The sequence below is a fragment of the Pseudomonas sp. RIT-562 genome, assembly GCF_026241895.1.
GTDB lineage: Bacteria > Pseudomonadota > Gammaproteobacteria > Pseudomonadales > Pseudomonadaceae > Aquipseudomonas > Aquipseudomonas mandelii_F.
Window position 1 is genome coordinate 89,752 of the sequence record NZ_JAPJIV010000003.1, and the last position, 16,386, is coordinate 106,137.

The window sequence follows — 16,386 nt, forward strand, 5'->3', positions numbered from 1 at the left end:
TTATAGTTCGGCAGCTGTTTCTATTTCGCACAAAGCTCCACAACTTACGGAGCTCAATTAAGGTCGCCCCGAAAAAGTGCTACTTGCCAACATGTATCCCAAGGAATACGATCAACATGGTCGACTTCAAACGCTCCCAGGCATTTGCCCACTGGCTTAATGCCCTTAAGGACACCGTCGGCAAAGCTCGCATCTTAGCCAGGCTGCGAGCCGCCGAGCACGGCAGGTTTGGCGACTGCGAGCCGGTAGGTGGGTCTGTTTACGAAATGCGCGTGCATTACGGCCCCGGCTACAGGATGTACTTTACTCGTCGAGGAGAGGTCTTCTATCTGCTTCTTGTCGGTGGAGACAAGTCGACTCAAAAACGCGATATAAAACGCGCTATTCAAATGGCGCAGGACATCGGTAATGAGGAGTGAGTCATGGCCGAACAATTTACCCGTTTCGACGCCGCCGAGTTTCTAAACACGCCTGAAGAAATGGCTGCTTATCTGGATGCGTGCTTTGATGAAGACGCAGGGGACGGTGTTCTGATACGAGCTGCTCTCAACGACATAGCGAGGGCACAAGGAATGACACAGGTCGCTCGGGAAACAGGCCTTGGTCGTGAAAGTTTGTACAAGGCATTGAGCAGCACTGGCAATCCGGAATTCGCGACTATCATGAAGGTTATGAAAGCCTTGGGCCTGCGCCTGCATGCCACGGCGCTCTGACTGCGCTGCGACACCACACCGCAGCCGGGCTTTTTACTTATCGGCCCTGATCAGGCTAAATAGCCGCGCCTGATCGCCCACCCACCGGATTTGTCCCATGTCCCGACAACGGCTCGCAATTGCCTGGATCGCCTGCTTTGCAGTGCTGTTCAACATGCTCGCCATGCCGATGTCCGGTGCACTGGCGCAATCGGCAAAATCGCCGGCCGAACAGGTGTTGTGGGGTAGCTTCTGCACTTCCAGCGGCACCAAGATGGTGGCGATTTCCCTGGGTGCCGTCGACCAGAAAGCCCCGCAGGGTGACGAGCATTCCAACATGCAGCATTGCTGGTGCTGCTCCGGTTCCGCGCCATTGGTGGCCTTGCCCGGGCATGTGCCGCAGCTGTATTTCGCGCATTACCAGGCCAATCAGAGCCTGCCCGTTGGCTCTCTTGAACTGCCGACACCTCGCCAGCAATGGCCTGCCTTGAACCCCCGGGCCTCTCCTCTGGTGTGATTCTTTCTCGCAATTAACCTGCGTCTCGAATCGTTCCGGAGAACCGCCATGTTGAACAAACTCATCGTCCTGGCCGCGTTGCTGTTGCCTGCCTGCTTCGCCCATGCCCACGAATACAAGGCTGGGCAGCTCGACATTGCCCACCCCTGGTCCCAGGAGTTACCGCCCAACGCGCCGACTGTGGCGGCGTATTTCGTGGTGACCAACAAAGGCGACACTGCTGATCGCCTGGTCAGCGTCGACTCGCCAATCGCCGGCATTGCCCAGTTGCACGAGCATATCCAGCAGGGTGACCTGATGAAAATGCAGCAGGTCCAGAGCGTGGCAATCCCGGCCGGCGGAGCAGTCACCTTCGCCCCCATGGCCTATCACGTCATGCTGCTGGAGCTGAAAGACCGCGCACTGTTGAGTGATGGCCAGCAGTTTCCGCTGACCATGCACTTCGAAAAATCCGGTGAAGTAACGGTCCAGGTCACGGTGCAGAAGCAGGCACCGGATGGCGCGCCAATGCACGCCCACGCCCAGTAAACGACCGAGCTCGCACGCCCATGCGCCCGCTTAGCGCCAGGTCACCCGCCACCCGCCGTCAGCCATTGCGCCTGACTCGCGGCAGCTGGGTCAGCCTGTTCGCCATGTTGATGATCTTTATCGGCCCGCTGATTTCCCAGTCGATGCCGATGGATCAGCGCGCCTCGATGTCCATGAGCATGTCCATGAACATGCCGATGGACATGCCGATGGACATGAGCCTGGACAAGTCGACGATGCAGCACGCCGAGCATGGCGCGCAGGTCGACGACGAGCATTGCCCGCCGAAAACCGATAACCATGCGCTTTGGGAACGATGCGGCTACTGCAGCCTGTTGTTCAATTGCCCGGCACTGACGGGTGGTCAATCCTTCGCTGCATTCGACATCCCCAAAACAAGCACCTTCTCCACCCCCGCCACACGCCTTGGCCATTCCCGGCCGAGCTTTTTCCCCGGCGCCCGCACCCGCGCTCCGCCAGCCGTCTCGTAAACACCTGCCCAATCCCACACGGCTATAGAACAGCAAAGCAATCTGTGGGAGCGGGCTTGCTCGCGAAAGCTTTGCGCCAGACGACATTGATGCGGCTGGCACGCCTTCTTCGCGAGCAAGCCCGCTCCCACAGTAGATGCGATGCGTTGCTGCCGGCCGTGTCGTTTACGACTGTTTGACGGAAATTTTCATGTCCAGGTTTTCTGCTGACACACGCCTGAGCGCCGCCCAGGTTTCTTTCGCCCTGAACCCAACCAGCGTTCGGTTAACACACGCGACCGCGATCCTTTGCGGCGCGTTGCTCACGCCCCTGGCGCTGGCCGATGAACACGCCGGGCACAGTGAAGAACTGAGCCCCACGGTCATCACCGCGATTGCCCCGAGCTCACCACTGACTATCGTTACCAACCCCAAGGACCCGCGCCAACCGGTACCCGCCAGCGATGGCGGTGACTATCTGAAGACCATCCCCGGCTTCGCCCTGGTGCGCAACGGTGGCACCAACGGTGATCCGGTACTGCGTGGCATGTTCGGTTCACGCCTGAACATTCTCACCAATGGCGGCATGATGCTCGGTGCCTGCCCCGGCCGCATGGACGCGCCAACTTCCTACATCTCGCCGGAAACCTACGACAAGCTCACTGTCATCAAGGGTCCGCAAACCGTGTTGTGGGGCCCCGGCGCATCGGCCGGGACCATCCTCTTCGACCGCGAGCCGGAAAACTTCGGCGAGCTTGGCACCCGGGTGAATGCCAGCCTGCTGGGCGGCTCCAACGGTCGTTTCGACAAGGTGGTGGATGCGGCTGCAGGCGGGCCCCTGGGTTACGTAAGGGTGATCGGCAACACTGCCCATTCCGACGATTACCAGGATGGCAACAACGATACCGTGCCGTCGCGCTACGACAAGTGGAATGGCGACGTGGCCGTGGGCTGGACGCCGGATGCCGACACCCTGCTGGAGTTGACCGCCGGCAAGGGTGACGGTGAAGCGCGTTACGCCGGGCGCGGCATGGACGGTTCGCAGTTCAAGCGCGAAAGCCTGGGCCTGCGCTTTGAGAAGTCGAACATCGGCGAGGTATTGGACAAGGTCGAGGCACAGATCTACTACAACTACGCCGACCACGTGATGGATAACTACACTCTGCGCACACCCTCCGGCACCGGGATGATGGCCGGCCCCATGGCCTCGAATGTCGATCGCCGGACCCTCGGTGCGCGTATCAAGGGCACCTGGCGCTGGGCCGACGTGCAATTGATCAACGGCTTTGACGCGCAGACCAATGAACACCGCCAGCGCAGCGGCATGGGCATCGATACCTACAAGGACGTACCGTTCACCAAGGACGCCGACTTCCACAACTACGGAGTGTTCAGCGAATTGACCTGGTTCGCCACGGACAGTGACCGGCTTGTCAGCGGTGCCCGCCTGGACCGCGCTTCGGCCAAGGATTTTCGCCAGACCACCGGTTCCGGGATGATGACCCGGCCCAATCCGACCGCCGACGATACTCGCGCCGATACCCTGCCCAGCGGGTTCATCCGCTACGAGCATGACTTGGTCGACAGCCCGACCACCCTCTATGCCGGTCTTGGTCACACCCAGCGCTTCCCGGATTACTGGGAGCTGTTTTCGCCCAACTCCGGACCGGCAGGATCGGTCAACGCCTTCGATTCGATCAAGCCGGAGAAAACCACCCAGCTCGATTTCGGCCTGCAGTACAAGACCGCCGAACTGGAAGCCTGGGCGTCGGGTTACGTCGGCCAGGTACGTGACTACATCCTGTTCAATTACACGCCTGGGATGATGGGCATGACTTCCCAGGCAGAAAACATCGACGCGCGAATCATGGGCGGCGAACTCGGCGCGGCCTACAAGCTCACGGACCAATGGAAAGCTGACGCGACCCTCGCGTACGCCTGGGGCAAGAACAGCAGCGACGGCAACGCACTGCCGCAAATGCCGCCGCTCGATGCACGGTTCGGCCTGACCTACAGCGAAGACAACTGGAGCGCCGGAGCACTGTGGCGGGTGGTTGCTGCGCAAGACCGTATCGACCGGAACAAGGGCAACGTGGTTGGCAAGGACTTCGACAAGACCTCCGGTTTTGGCGTGTTCTCGCTCAATGGCGCCTATCGGATAAACAAGCACTGGAAGGTCAGTTCAGGCGTGGACAACCTGTTCGGCAAGGCTTACGCCGAACACTTGAACCTGGCTGGCAACGCAGGCTTTGGCTACCCGGCCAATGACCCGCAGGCCATCAAGGAGCCAGGGCGCACGCTCTGGACCAAGATTGATATGAGTTTCTAACAAGAAAAGTCAAAAGATCGCAGGCTACGCCAGCTCCTACAGGGCGTGCACCCCGTAGGAGCGTTGTAGGAGCTGTCGAGTGAAACGAGGCTGCGATCTTTTCAAAGACAATCGATTCGCCAAGCGGAGCACAAACCATGAAACAGCCCAAAGTGAATTTCTACAACCTGGCCTGGCGCTGGCATTTTTACGCCGGCCTGTTCGTCGCCCCATTCATGGTCATGCTGGCGCTGACCGGGGTCATCTACCTGTTCAAGCCACAGCTTGACCCATTGATGTACGGCAGCCTGCTGAATGTCCCGGCCGGCCATCACAGCCTGCCAGCCGACGAGTTGCTCAAGCGCGTGAAAACTGCCTATCCCCAAGGCCAGGTCACGCAGTACCTGCCACCTGTCAACGCCGAACGTAGCGCACAGTTTGTGGTCACCCAGGCCGACCAGGAGCTGAACATCTTCGTCGATCCTTATCACGGCGACATTCTTGGCGAGCAAGACGCCAAGATGAATCTGCAAGCCGTGGCCAGGGCGATTCATGGTGAGCTGATGATCGGTACCCTGGGTGATCGCCTGGTGGAACTGGCCGCAGGGTGGGGGATTGTGCTGGTGGTGTCTGGCGTCTTCCTCTGGTGGCCACGGGGTCAGGCCGCAGGCATCCTGTGGCCACGCCTGAGCAGTCGCGGTCGAGTGTTGTGGCGTGACTTGCACGCCGTCACCGGGTTCTGGGGCGCGACTTTTCTGCTGGTGATGTTGCTCAGCGGCATGACCTGGACCGGCTTCTGGGGCAAACAATACGCGGGAGTGTGGAACGTCTTTCCGGACGCGATGTGGAATGACATGCCCAAGTCCGACGTCGAGGCTCGCAGCCTCAACACCGCCACTCGCCAGACTGTGCCATGGGCAATGGAGAACACACCGATGCCGATGTCCGGCGATCACGCCGAGCACATGAATCATGGTGAAAAGGCTGCCGGCCCTGCAGCACCGATCATCAGCTTGCAAGACGTGCAGAATGTCGCCGAACAACGCAAGGTCGAGCCTGGTTACAGCATTACCCTGCCAACCACCGACACCGGCGTGTTCACCATCGCCGTGTTCGCCGACGACCCGCGCAACGATGCGACCCTGCATGTCGATCAATACACCGGCAAGGTGCTCGCCGATGTGCGCTGGGAACACTACGGCAATGTGGCCAGGGCCACGGAAGTCGGCGTGATGTTGCATGAGGGTAAAATGTTCGGGGTGATCAATCAGATCGTCGTGCTGCTGATCTGCCTGATGATTCTGCTGAGCGCGGTCAGCGGCGTGGTCATCTGGTGGAAGCGTCGCCCCCAGGGCAAGTTCGGCGTGCCGCCGCTGCGCCACGACCTGCCGAAATGGAAAACCGCAATGGTCATCATGTTCGCGCTGGCGGTGGCATTTCCCTTGGTGGGGGCATCGTTGGTAGTGGTCTGGTTGCTCGACCGACTGCTGTTTTCGCGATTCAGCAGACAGACTGAATCGGCCTCCACTTCCTGAATCTTGCTGCCCCTGTAGGAGCGAACTCGCTCCTACAGTCCTGCCCTGTTGTGGCGCGCCTCGGTGCACCAACGCCCTGACCTCGACCCTTCCTGGTGCGCCACCTCAACGCGCAACCGCTCTAAACCGACATTTTCCTGCCTTATGCCGACCAGGCACAGCCCTTGCTAAAGACCCTTCAGTAGTCCGCATCTGCCAACCAAAAAAAATCACGAGTTCATGGAGATCGCACAATGAAGCGTCGCAGCTTGATCAAGGCTTTCACACTCACGGCAAGCATTGCCGCGATGGGCATGACCTGGACCGTCCAGGCCGCCGAGACCATCAAGGTCGGTATTCTGCATTCGTTGTCCGGCACCATGGCGATCTCCGAGACGTCCTTGAAAGACATGGCCTTGATGACCATCGACGAAATCAACGCCAAGGGCGGCGTGAACGGCAAGATGCTCGAACCGGTGGTGGTCGACCCTGCGTCGAACTGGCCGCTGTTCGCCGAGAAGGGCCGCCAATTGCTGACTCAGGACAAGGTCGCCGTGGTTTTCGGTTGCTGGACTTCGGTGTCGCGTAAATCGGTGTTGCCGGTTTTCGAAGAACTCAACGGCCTGCTGTTCTATCCGGTGCAGTACGAAGGCGAGGAGATGTCGCCGAACGTGTTCTACACCGGCGCCGCGCCGAACCAGCAGGCGATCCCGGCAGTGGAATACCTGATGAGCGAAGAAGGTGGCAGCGCCAAGCGTTACTTCCTGCTGGGCACCGACTACGTCTACCCGCGCACCACCAACAAGATCCTGCGCTCGTTCCTGCACTCCAAAGGCGTGGCGGACAAGGACATCGAAGAGGTCTACACCCCGTTCGGCCACAGCGATTATCAAACCATCGTCGCCAACATCAAAAAGTTCTCCGCGGGTGGCAAGACAGCCGTTATCTCCACCGTCAACGGCGACTCCAACGTACCGTTCTACAAAGAGCTGGCTAACCAGGGTTTGAAAGCCACCGACGTGCCTGTGGTTGCGTTCTCGGTGGGCGAAGAAGAATTGCGCGGCATTGACACCAAACCGCTGGTGGGCAACCTCGCGGCCTGGAACTACTTCGAGTCTGTGGAGAACCCGGCGAACAAGAAATTCGTCGCCGACTGGAAAGCCTACGCGAAGAAACACAACCTGCCGGGCGCCGACAAAGCGGTGACCAATGACCCGATGGAAGCCACCTACGTCGGCATCCACATGTGGGCCCAGGCCGTCGAAAAAGCCAAGTCCACCGACGTCGACAAGGTTCGCGAAGCGCTGGCTGGCCAGACTTTCGCCGCGCCGTCCGGTTACACCCTGACCATGGACAAGACCAATCACCACCTGCACAAGCCAGTGATGATTGGCGAAATCCAGGCAGACGGTCAGTTCAACGTCGTGTGGCAGACCGAAGGTCCGATCCGCGCCCAACCGTGGAGCCCGTTCATTTCGGGTAACGACAAGAAGCCGGATTATGCGGTGAAGAGCAACTAAGCCAGCGAAGCGCAATTCCCCTGTAGGAGCCGGCTTGCCGGCGATCCGCATAACGCAGTCTGCCTGACAGACCGCCATCGCTGGCAAGCCAGCTCCTACAGGGTCCGCGTATGACCAGGACATTTGATATGCCCAGCGCCCTTTACCGCTTCATTTTTGCCATCGCACTGTTACTGCCGATGACCACTTTCGCCGGCGACGCCGAAGACTTCGTCGCCGCCAATCCCGTGCAGCAAGCCAAGCTGCTCGAATCCTGGGCCGCGCAGCCCGACCCGGCCCGAGTCGAGCTGATCAACGCCTTGCAACAAGGTGAACTGACGGTCGACGGCCAGCCGAAAACCCTGCGCCTGAATAACCGCCTGCGGGGTCTGATCGACACCGCGCTGGCCAGCCATCAACTGCTCGCCGCCGATGCCAAACTGCGTCTGGCCGCCGCCCAACAATTGCAGAAAAGCGCCAAACCGGCGCAACTGAAATTCCTCGATCAGCAACTGGCCGCCGAGCAAGACGAAAGCGTTCACGCTGCCCTGAGCCTCGCACTGGCCAATTTGCAGCTGGTCGATACAGACCCCGCCGTACGTCTCGCCGCTGTGCGCCTGCTCGGTGAAACCGGCGACCCGCTAGCCCGCACCCGCCTTGAAAGCCTGCTGGAGCCGGGAGTCGAAGCCGATGCCGGGGTGCGCACCGCCGCCGAAACCAGCCTGGCTCAAGTCAAACGCAAGCTGCTGGTCGGCGAAGTGCTCGGCCAGGCTTTCAGCGGCATGTCCCGGGGCTCGATTCTGCTGCTCGCCGCCCTCGGCCTGGCGATTACTTTCGGCCTGCTGGGCGTGATCAACATGGCCCACGGCGAGATGCTGATGCTCGGCGCGTACTCGACCTATATGGTGCAGCTGATGTTCCAGCGCTACGCCCCGCAAGCTATCGAGTTCTACCCGCTGATTGCCCTGCCGGTGGCGTTTTTTGTCACCGCGGCAATCGGCATGGCACTGGAACGCACGGTGATTCGTCACCTCTACGGTCGCCCACTGGAAACCCTGCTCGCCACCTGGGGCATCAGCCTGATGCTGATCCAACTGGTGCGCCTGGTGTTCGGCGCCCAGAACGTCGAGGTGGCCAACCCGGCCTGGTTGTCTGGTGGCATTCAAGTGCTGCCCAACCTGGTGCTGCCGTACAACCGCATCGTCATCATCGCGTTCGCGCTGTTCGTAGTAGTGCTGACCTGGCTGCTGCTGAACAAAACGCGCCTGGGGTTGAACGTGCGGGCGGTCACGCAAAATCGCAATATGGCCGCCTGCTGCGGAGTGCCGACCGGGCGCGTCGACATGCTCGCCTTCGGGCTCGGTTCCGGTATCGCCGGGCTCGGCGGCGTGGCGCTGAGCCAGATTGGCAACGTCGGCCCCGACCTGGGCCAAAGCTACATCATCGACTCGTTCCTGGTGGTGGTGCTCGGCGGCGTGGGTCAACTGGCCGGGAGCGTGTTTGCCGCATTTGGCCTGGGTATCGCCAACAAGATTCTCGAACCGCAAATCGGTGCGGTACTCGGCAAGATCCTGATCCTCGCGCTGATCATTCTGTTCATCCAGAAACGTCCGCAAGGCCTCTTCGCACTGAAAGGACGGGTGATCGACTGATGAACCAGCCCCTGCTCGTTACCGCGACACAAAAAGCCGGCCCGAAGGCCACGATCGCCATCGGTGTGGTGATACTTGCAGTGCTGCTGGCGTTGCCGTTGCTGTCGTTGCTGGCACCAGACAACGCATTGCACATCTCCGCCTACACCCTGACGCTGGTGGGCAAGATTCTCTGCTACGCCATAGTCGCCCTGGCACTCGATCTGGTCTGGGGCTACGCCGGCCTGCTCTCGCTGGGCCACGGCCTGTTCTTCGCCCTCGGTGGCTACGCGATGGGCATGTACCTGATGCGCCAGGCGTCGGGCGACGGCTTGCCGGCATTCATGACGTTCCTGTCATGGACCGAGTTGCCGTGGTACTGGACCGGCACCAGCAGCTTTCTGTGGGCCATGTGCCTGGTGGTGCTGGCGCCTGGATTGCTCGCCCTGGTGTTCGGCTTCTTCGCCTTCCGCTCACGCATCAAGGGTGTGTACTTCTCGATCATGACCCAGGCGCTGACGTTCGCCGGCATGCTCCTGTTTTTCCGCAATGAAACCGGGTTCGGTGGCAATAACGGCTTCACCAACTTCCGCACCATCCTGGGCTTTGGCATCACCGAACCCGGCACCCGCGCGGTGCTGTTTAGCGCCACAGTGCTGTTGCTGGTGACGAGCCTGTTCATCGGCTGGCGCCTGGCGCAAAGCAAATTCGGCCGAGTGCTGACCGCGCTGCGCGACGCGGAAAATCGCCTGATGTTCTGCGGTTACGATCCCCGGGGCTTCAAGCTGTTTGTCTGGGTGTTGAGTGCGGTGCTGTGCGGCCTGGCCGGTGCACTTTATGTTCCGCAAGTGGGGATCATCAACCCGAGTGAAATGTCGCCGACCAACTCCATCGAAGCCGCAGTCTGGGTAGCGCTGGGCGGCCGCGGCACGCTGATCGGGCCGCTGTTGGGCGCCGGCGTGGTCAACGGCATGAAGAGTTGGTTCACTGTGGCCTTCCCGGAGTACTGGCTGTTCTTCCTCGGCGCACTGTTCATCGTCGTGACCCTGTACCTGCCCAAGGGCGTGATCGGCTTGCTGAAGAAAAGGGGTGAACAATGAGAATCACACCGACGGCGCAATTCATGCTCGAACCTGCGTTCTTCCCACCCGAACCCAACAAGGATGCCGGCAGCAGCCGGGACGCCATCGGCCTCGGCCAGCGCGTAACGCCTGGCCTCGACACCCGCCACGGCACCATCCTGACCCTGGAGGACATCAGCGTCAGCTTCGATGGCTTCCGGGCGTTGAACAACTTGAACCTGTACATCGGCGTCGGCGAATTGCGCTGCATCATCGGCCCCAACGGTGCAGGCAAAACCACCTTGATGGACGTGATTACCGGCAAGACCCGCCCCAGCCATGGCAAGGCGTGGTTCGGTGAAACCCTCGACCTGACGCAGATGAGCGAAGTGCAGATTGCCCAGGCGGGCATCGGGCGCAAGTTCCAGAAACCGACGGTGTTCGAGGCGTTGAGCGTCTTTGAAAACCTTGAGCTGGCGCAGAAAACCGACAAGTCGGTATGGGCCAGTTTGCGAGCTCGTTTGAGTGGCGAACAGCGAGATCGCATCAGCGAAGTGCTGGACACCATTCGCCTGACCAGTTCGGTCAATCGTCCGGCGGGGCTACTGTCCCATGGGCAGAAGCAGTTCCTGGAAATCGGCATGTTGCTGATGCAGGACCCGCAACTGCTGCTGCTCGACGAGCCGGTGGCTGGCATGACCGATGCAGAAACCGAATTCACCGCCGAGCTGTTCAAGCGCTTGGCCGGCAAGCATTCACTGATGGTGGTTGAGCATGACATGGGCTTTGTCGGCTCGATCGCCGACCACGTCACGGTGCTGCACCAGGGCAGTGTGCTGGCCGAAGGTTCGCTGGAGCAGGTGCAGGAAAACGAGCGGGTGATCGAGGTTTATCTCGGACGCTGAACCTGTAAATACATCCCCCTGTGGGAGCGGGCTTGCTCGCGAAGACGGCGGCACATCCAACATCTTTGCGACAGATACACCGCATTCGCGAGCAAGCCCGCTCCCACAGGGGATTGAGGAGAACTTTGAACATGCTGCAAGTCGACAAGCTGCACCAGTACTACGGCGGTAGCCACATCCTGCGCGGCCTGACATTCGAGGTGAAAGTCGGCGAAGTCACCTGCCTGCTCGGGCGCAACGGGGTGGGCAAGACCACCTTGCTCAAATGCCTGATGGGACTGCTGCCGGCCAAGGAAGGCGCAGTCAATTGGGAGGGCAAGCCGATCACCCTGTTCAAGCCGCACCAGCGGGTGCACGCGGGGATCGCCTACGTTCCCCAGGGCCGTGAGATCTTCGGTCGACTGACCGTGGAAGAAAACCTGCTGATGGGCCTGTCGCGGTTTCCTGGCAGTGAGGCGAAGGAAGTCCCGGCGTTCATTTACGAGCTGTTTCCGGTATTGCTGCAAATGAAGCAACGCCGTGGCGGTGATTTGTCCGGTGGCCAACAGCAGCAACTGGCGATTGGTAGAGCCTTGGCCAGCCGTCCGCGCCTGCTGATCCTCGACGAACCCACCGAAGGCATTCAGCCGTCAGTGATCAAGGAAATCGGCGCGGTGATCAAGAAGCTTGCCGCTCGCGGCGACATGGCGATTTTGCTGGTGGAACAGTTTTACGATTTCGCCGCCGAACTGGCCGATCAGTACCTGGTGATGTCCCGGGGCGAGATCGTGCAACAGGGTCGCGGTGAAAATATGGAAGCCGAAGGTGTGCGCGGACTGGTTACGATCTAGTCTGTAGCGTCCTAACGATAATAAGACGATATGAATTTACCTGTTCCCACTGTCCTGTTTACCCCGAGCTGGCACGCCGAGCTGGAGCTGGGCTACGCCCGCTTCGGCGATAGCACGCGCCCGGTTCTGCGCCGGCATCAAGGCCCGTTGCGTGTGCAAAAACACCTGTACGCCGAAGGACCCGAGGTATGCCAGCACATCATCGTCCACCCACCGGGCGGGATTGCCGGGGGTGATCGGCTGGACATCAACGCCAGCGTCGGCCGCGATGCCTGGGCGCAAATCACCAGCCCCGGCGCCGCCAAGTGGTATCGCGCCACCGGACCCGCTTATCAGCAGCTGGACTTGAACGTAGCGGCTGGTGCGACACTGGAATGGTTGCCCCAGGAGACGATCATTTTCAGCGCGGCCCAGGCCGAACTCAGCACCTCTATCAACCTTGAAGGCGATGCCCGGCTGTTCTACTGGGACGTGGTAGCACTCGGTCGCCCGGCCAGTGGCGAACGCTTCGACCTCGGGCATTTCCAGGCACAGCTCGACATCCGCCGCGACGGCCAGTTGCTCTGGCACGAACGCCAGCGCATTGTCGGGAACGATGGCTTGCTCGACTCACCGATCGGGCTGGATGGCCAACCGGTGTTTGCGACGTTGCTGGTAACCGGGGAGATCGACAGTGATTTGCTGCAAGCCTGCCGCTCACTGCCCAATGACGTGCGCGGGGATCTGACCCAGTTGCCGGGGCTGTTGGTGGCGCGGTGCCTGGCCGGCGAGGCCCTGCTGGCCCGCGGCTGGATGATTGATTTATGGCGATTGCTCAGGCCGGTGTTGTTAGGCCGAGAAGCAGCCCCACCCAGAATATGGAACACCTGATCACCGATGCCCTGCATTTTTTATTCTGCCCAGATGGATTCCCAACGATGGACCTGACCCCACGCGAAAAAGACAAGCTGCTGATCTTCACCGCCGGCCTCGTTGCCGAACGGCGGTTGGCGCGCGGCGTGAAACTCAATTACCCGGAAGCCATGGCTTACATCTCCGCAGCGCTGCTCGAAGGTGCCCGCGACGGTCAGACCGTGGCCCAGCTCATGCATTTCGGCACTACCCTGCTCAGTCGCGAACAGGTGATGGAAGGCATCCCGGAAATGATCCCGGAGATCCAGGTTGAAGCGACGTTTCCCGACGGCACCAAACTGGTCACCGTTCACCAACCCATCGCCTGAGGACGTGTCATGACCTACCACATCCGCGATGCCATTCACGCCGACCTGCCAGCGATCCGCGACATCTACAACGATGCCGTACTGAACACCACGGCCATCTGGAACGAACAGGCGGTCGACCTGGGTAACCGCCAGGCCTGGTTCAGTGCCCGGCAATCACAGGGTTATCCGATCCTGGTCATCGTCGACGGCGATAACACCGTACTGGGCTACGCTTCATTCGGTGACTGGCGGCCGTTCGACGGTTTCCGGCACACGGTGGAACACTCGGTGTATGTGCGCAGCGACCAGCGCGGCAACGGCCTCGGCCCGCGACTGATGAACGTGCTGATCGAACGGGCCAAAGGCTGTGACAAGCACATCATGGTGGCCGCCATCGAAAGCGGTAACGCCGCCTCCATTCGCCTGCATGAGCGCGCCGGTTTTATCACCACTGGCCAGATGCCCCAGGTGGGCACCAAGTTCGGCCGGTGGCTGGACCTGACCTTCATGCAACTGACGCTCAATCCTGGCGCGCAACCGCCGATCGCCAGCAAGGAGTAACGCCCGATGAACGCCGCCCAATTGCGCCGCGTCAATGTTGAAAGCTTCGCGCATTATCGCCAGGGCCTCATCGACCTGCTGCTCGACGCAGTGGGTTATGGCGCCAGTGTCGGATTCATGGCCGACCTCGATGCCGTGCAGGCTCGCGCTTATTTCGATGAAGTCCAGGAGAACCTGAACAAGGGCAATCTACTGCTTTGGGTGGTGGTCAAAGACGAACAGGTGCAAGCCAGCGTACAGCTGATGCTGTGCCAGAAAGCCAATGGCCTGAACCGTGCCGAAGTGCAGAAACTGTTGGTGCGCGAGCACGCGAGGCGCCGTGGCCTGGGCCAGCAATTGATGACGGCCCTGGAAACCGCCGCGCTGCAGCACAAGCGCGGCATGCTGTTTCTCGATACCGAGGCGGGCTCCCCCGCTGAAGACTTCTACAAGACTCTGGGCTACACCCGTGCCGGTGAAATCCCCGACTACGCCTGCGATCCGAGCGGCCGCTACAAGCCGACCGCTCTCTACTACAAGATTCTTCAAGGAGCCCATTGATGATTCCCGGTGAATACCAGATCCAGCCCGGCGACATCGAACTCAACGCAGGCCGCCGCACGATCAGCCTGAAGGTGGCCAACAGTGGCGACCGACCGATTCAGGTCGGCTCGCACTACCATTTTTTTGAAACCAACGACGCGCTCACCTTCGACCGCGCGGCCAGCCGTGGCATGCGCCTGAACATTCCAGCCGGCACCGCCGTGCGCTTCGAACCGGGGCAGAGTCGCGAGGTGGAATTGGTCGATCTCGCCGGGCATCGGCGGGTGTTCGGGTTTGCCGGGCGGATCATGGGTGACCTTTGAGCAATGCGGTGCTTGCAATGGCCCCATCGCGGGCAAGCCTTGCTCCCACAGGTGAACCTACAACACAATTGAACCCCAAGGCATGCGCATGAAAATTTCCAAACAAGCCTACGCCGACATGTTCGGCCCCACCGTCGGTGACAAGGTTCGCCTTGCCGACACCGAACTGTGGATCGAAGTGGAAAAAGACTTCACCACCTACGGCGAAGAAGTGAAGTTCGGCGGCGGAAAAGTCATCCGCGACGGCCAGGGCCAAAGCCAGCTGCTGGCCGCTGAAGTCGTCGATACGGTGATCACCAACGCGCTGATCATCGACCATTGGGGCATCGTCAAAGCCGACGTCGGTCTCAAGGACGGTCGCATCGCCGGCATCGGCAAAGCCGGCAACCCGGACGTGCAACCGAACGTGACCATCGCCATCGGCGCCAGCACCGAAGTCATCGCCGGCGAAGGCATGATCCTCACCGCTGGCGGCATCGACACGCACATCCACTTCATCTGCCCGCAGCAGATCGAAGAGGCGCTGATGAGTGGCGTCACCACCATGATCGGTGGCGGCACTGGCCCAGCGACTGGAACCAACGCCACCACCTGCACCTCCGGGCCGTGGCACCTGGCTCGGATGCTTCAGGCGGCGGATGCGTTCCCGATGAACATCGGTCTCACCGGCAAGGGCAACGCCAGCTTGCCGGAGCCGTTGATCGAACAGGTCAAGGCCGGCGCCATCGGCCTCAAACTGCACGAAGACTGGGGCACCACGCCGGCAAGCATCGACAATTGCCTCAACGTCGCCGACCAGTACGACGTGCAGGTGGCGATTCATACCGACACGCTCAATGAGTCCGGCTTCGTCGAGACCACCCTCGGCGCCTTCAAGGGACGCACCATCCACACCTATCACACTGAGGGCGCAGGCGGCGGCCATGCGCCAGACATCATCAAGGCTTGCGGCTTCGCCAACGTGCTCCCGAGCTCGACCAACCCGACCCGGCCGTTCACCCGCAACACCATCGACGAACACCTGGACATGCTGATGGTCTGCCACCACCTGGACCCGAGCATTGCCGAAGACGTGGCCTTCGCCGAAAGCCGCATCCGCCGCGAAACCATTGCCGCCGAAGATATCCTCCACGACCTCGGGGCGTTCTCGATGATCAGCTCCGACAGCCAGGCCATGGGACGCGTCGGTGAGGTGATCACCCGCACCTGGCAGACCGCCGACAAGATGAAAAAACAGCGCGGCCCCCTTCCCGGAGATGGCCCCGGCAACGATAACTTCCGCGCCAAGCGCTACATCGCCAAATACACTATCAACCCGGCGATTACCCATGGCGTCAGCCATGAAGTGGGCTCAGTTGAAGTGGGCAAGTGGGCCGACCTGGTACTCTGGCGGCCGGCATTTTTCGGGGTCAAGCCGACGCTGATCCTCAAAGGCGGCGCGATTGCGGCCAGCCTGATGGGTGACGCCAACGCCTCGATTCCTACGCCGCAACCGGTGCACTACCGACCGATGTTTGCCAGTTATGGTGGCTCGCTGCATGCCACCAGCCTGACCTTTATCAGCCAGGCGGCACAGGACGCGGGGTTGCCTGAGGCCCTCGGTTTGAAGAAGAAAATCGCCGTGGTCAGAGGCTGCCGCGATGTGCAGAAAACCGACCTGATCCACAACGATTACCTGCCAACTATCGATGTCGACCCGCAGACCTATCAGGTAAAGGCCGACGGTGTGTTGCTGTGGTGTGAACCAGCGGATGTGTTGCCGATGGCGCAACGCTATTTTCTGTTCTGACTCAGGAGAAACCCTGCCAAAGGCTAGACAAACA

Annotated in this window: 18 protein-coding genes; all 18 read left to right on the forward strand. The window is 60.7% G+C overall.

Annotation, left to right across the window (positions count from 1 at the left end):
• The first annotated feature begins 116 nt into the window (after positions 1 to 116).
• The 18 genes from ORL50_RS05325 to ureC all read left to right on the forward strand — a co-directional run bounded on the left by ORL50_RS05325 (position 117) and on the right by ureC (position 16,352).
• Complete coding sequence (locus ORL50_RS05325) at positions 117 to 419, forward strand: type II toxin-antitoxin system RelE/ParE family toxin (RefSeq protein ID WP_266010799.1); 303 nt, start codon at positions 117 to 119, stop codon at positions 417 to 419.
• A 3-nt stretch (positions 420 to 422) separates the two neighbouring features.
• Positions 423 to 713: an addiction module antidote protein gene (locus ORL50_RS05330; RefSeq protein ID WP_266010801.1), complete on the forward strand. Its 291-nt coding sequence runs from the start codon at positions 423 to 425 to the stop codon at positions 711 to 713.
• A 97-nt stretch (positions 714 to 810) separates the two neighbouring features.
• Positions 811 to 1,209, forward strand: coding sequence for a DUF2946 domain-containing protein (locus tag ORL50_RS05335; protein WP_266010803.1), 399 nt, complete (start codon positions 811 to 813; stop codon positions 1,207 to 1,209).
• 48 nt (positions 1,210 to 1,257) lie between these two features.
• The gene (locus tag ORL50_RS05340; protein ID WP_266010805.1) at positions 1,258 to 1,737 is read left to right on the forward strand and encodes a copper chaperone PCu(A)C; all 480 of its coding nucleotides are present in this window, start codon (positions 1,258 to 1,260) and stop codon (positions 1,735 to 1,737) included.
• A gap of 20 nt (positions 1,738 to 1,757) precedes the next feature.
• Positions 1,758 to 2,228: a DUF2946 domain-containing protein gene (locus ORL50_RS05345; RefSeq protein ID WP_266010807.1), complete on the forward strand. Its 471-nt coding sequence runs from the start codon at positions 1,758 to 1,760 to the stop codon at positions 2,226 to 2,228.
• A 190-nt stretch (positions 2,229 to 2,418) separates the two neighbouring features.
• A complete protein-coding gene (locus ORL50_RS05350) occupies positions 2,419 to 4,536 on the forward strand; it encodes a TonB-dependent copper receptor (protein WP_266010809.1) in 2,118 nt (705 codons plus the stop codon).
• Between the two features lie 137 nt (positions 4,537 to 4,673).
• The gene (locus tag ORL50_RS05355) at positions 4,674 to 6,050 is read left to right on the forward strand and encodes a PepSY-associated TM helix domain-containing protein (RefSeq protein ID WP_266010812.1); all 1,377 of its coding nucleotides are present in this window, start codon (positions 4,674 to 4,676) and stop codon (positions 6,048 to 6,050) included.
• A 233-nt stretch (positions 6,051 to 6,283) separates the two neighbouring features.
• On the forward strand, positions 6,284 to 7,549 hold the full coding sequence (gene urtA, locus ORL50_RS05360) for an urea ABC transporter substrate-binding protein (RefSeq protein WP_266010814.1): 1,266 nt from the start codon (positions 6,284 to 6,286) through the stop codon (positions 7,547 to 7,549).
• Between the two features lie 128 nt (positions 7,550 to 7,677).
• Positions 7,678 to 9,180: an urea ABC transporter permease subunit UrtB gene (urtB, locus tag ORL50_RS05365; protein WP_266010816.1), complete on the forward strand. Its 1,503-nt coding sequence runs from the start codon at positions 7,678 to 7,680 to the stop codon at positions 9,178 to 9,180.
• Positions 9,180 to 10,259 (forward strand): urea ABC transporter permease subunit UrtC, encoded by a 1,080-nt coding sequence (gene urtC / locus ORL50_RS05370; RefSeq protein ID WP_266010818.1) that lies wholly within the window; start codon positions 9,180 to 9,182, stop codon positions 10,257 to 10,259. Before urtB ends, urtC begins: the two co-directional genes overlap by 1 nt.
• The gene (urtD, locus tag ORL50_RS05375) at positions 10,256 to 11,125 is read left to right on the forward strand and encodes an urea ABC transporter ATP-binding protein UrtD (RefSeq protein ID WP_266010820.1); all 870 of its coding nucleotides are present in this window, start codon (positions 10,256 to 10,258) and stop codon (positions 11,123 to 11,125) included. The genes urtC and urtD overlap by 4 nt, the downstream gene beginning before the upstream one ends.
• Before the next feature lie 131 nt (positions 11,126 to 11,256).
• Complete coding sequence (gene urtE, locus ORL50_RS05380; protein WP_266010822.1) at positions 11,257 to 11,955, forward strand: urea ABC transporter ATP-binding subunit UrtE; 699 nt, start codon at positions 11,257 to 11,259, stop codon at positions 11,953 to 11,955.
• Between the two features lie 30 nt (positions 11,956 to 11,985).
• On the forward strand, positions 11,986 to 12,825 hold the full coding sequence (locus ORL50_RS05385) for an urease accessory protein UreD (protein WP_266010824.1): 840 nt from the start codon (positions 11,986 to 11,988) through the stop codon (positions 12,823 to 12,825).
• 47 nt (positions 12,826 to 12,872) lie between these two features.
• A complete protein-coding gene (locus tag ORL50_RS05390; protein ID WP_045060358.1) occupies positions 12,873 to 13,175 on the forward strand; it encodes an urease subunit gamma in 303 nt (100 codons plus the stop codon).
• 9 nt (positions 13,176 to 13,184) lie between these two features.
• Entirely contained in the window at positions 13,185 to 13,718 is a 534-nt protein-coding gene (locus ORL50_RS05395) for a GNAT family N-acetyltransferase (RefSeq protein ID WP_266010826.1), read from the forward strand.
• Positions 13,719 to 13,724: 6 nt separating this feature from the next.
• Positions 13,725 to 14,258 (forward strand): GNAT family N-acetyltransferase, encoded by a 534-nt coding sequence (locus tag ORL50_RS05400; protein WP_266010828.1) that lies wholly within the window; start codon positions 13,725 to 13,727, stop codon positions 14,256 to 14,258.
• Complete coding sequence (locus ORL50_RS05405) at positions 14,258 to 14,563, forward strand: urease subunit beta (RefSeq protein ID WP_266010831.1); 306 nt, start codon at positions 14,258 to 14,260, stop codon at positions 14,561 to 14,563. The genes ORL50_RS05400 and ORL50_RS05405 overlap by 1 nt, the downstream gene beginning before the upstream one ends.
• A gap of 88 nt (positions 14,564 to 14,651) precedes the next feature.
• On the forward strand, positions 14,652 to 16,352 hold the full coding sequence (gene ureC, locus ORL50_RS05410; protein WP_266010833.1) for an urease subunit alpha: 1,701 nt from the start codon (positions 14,652 to 14,654) through the stop codon (positions 16,350 to 16,352).
• Positions 16,353 to 16,386: the final 34 nt, after the last annotated feature.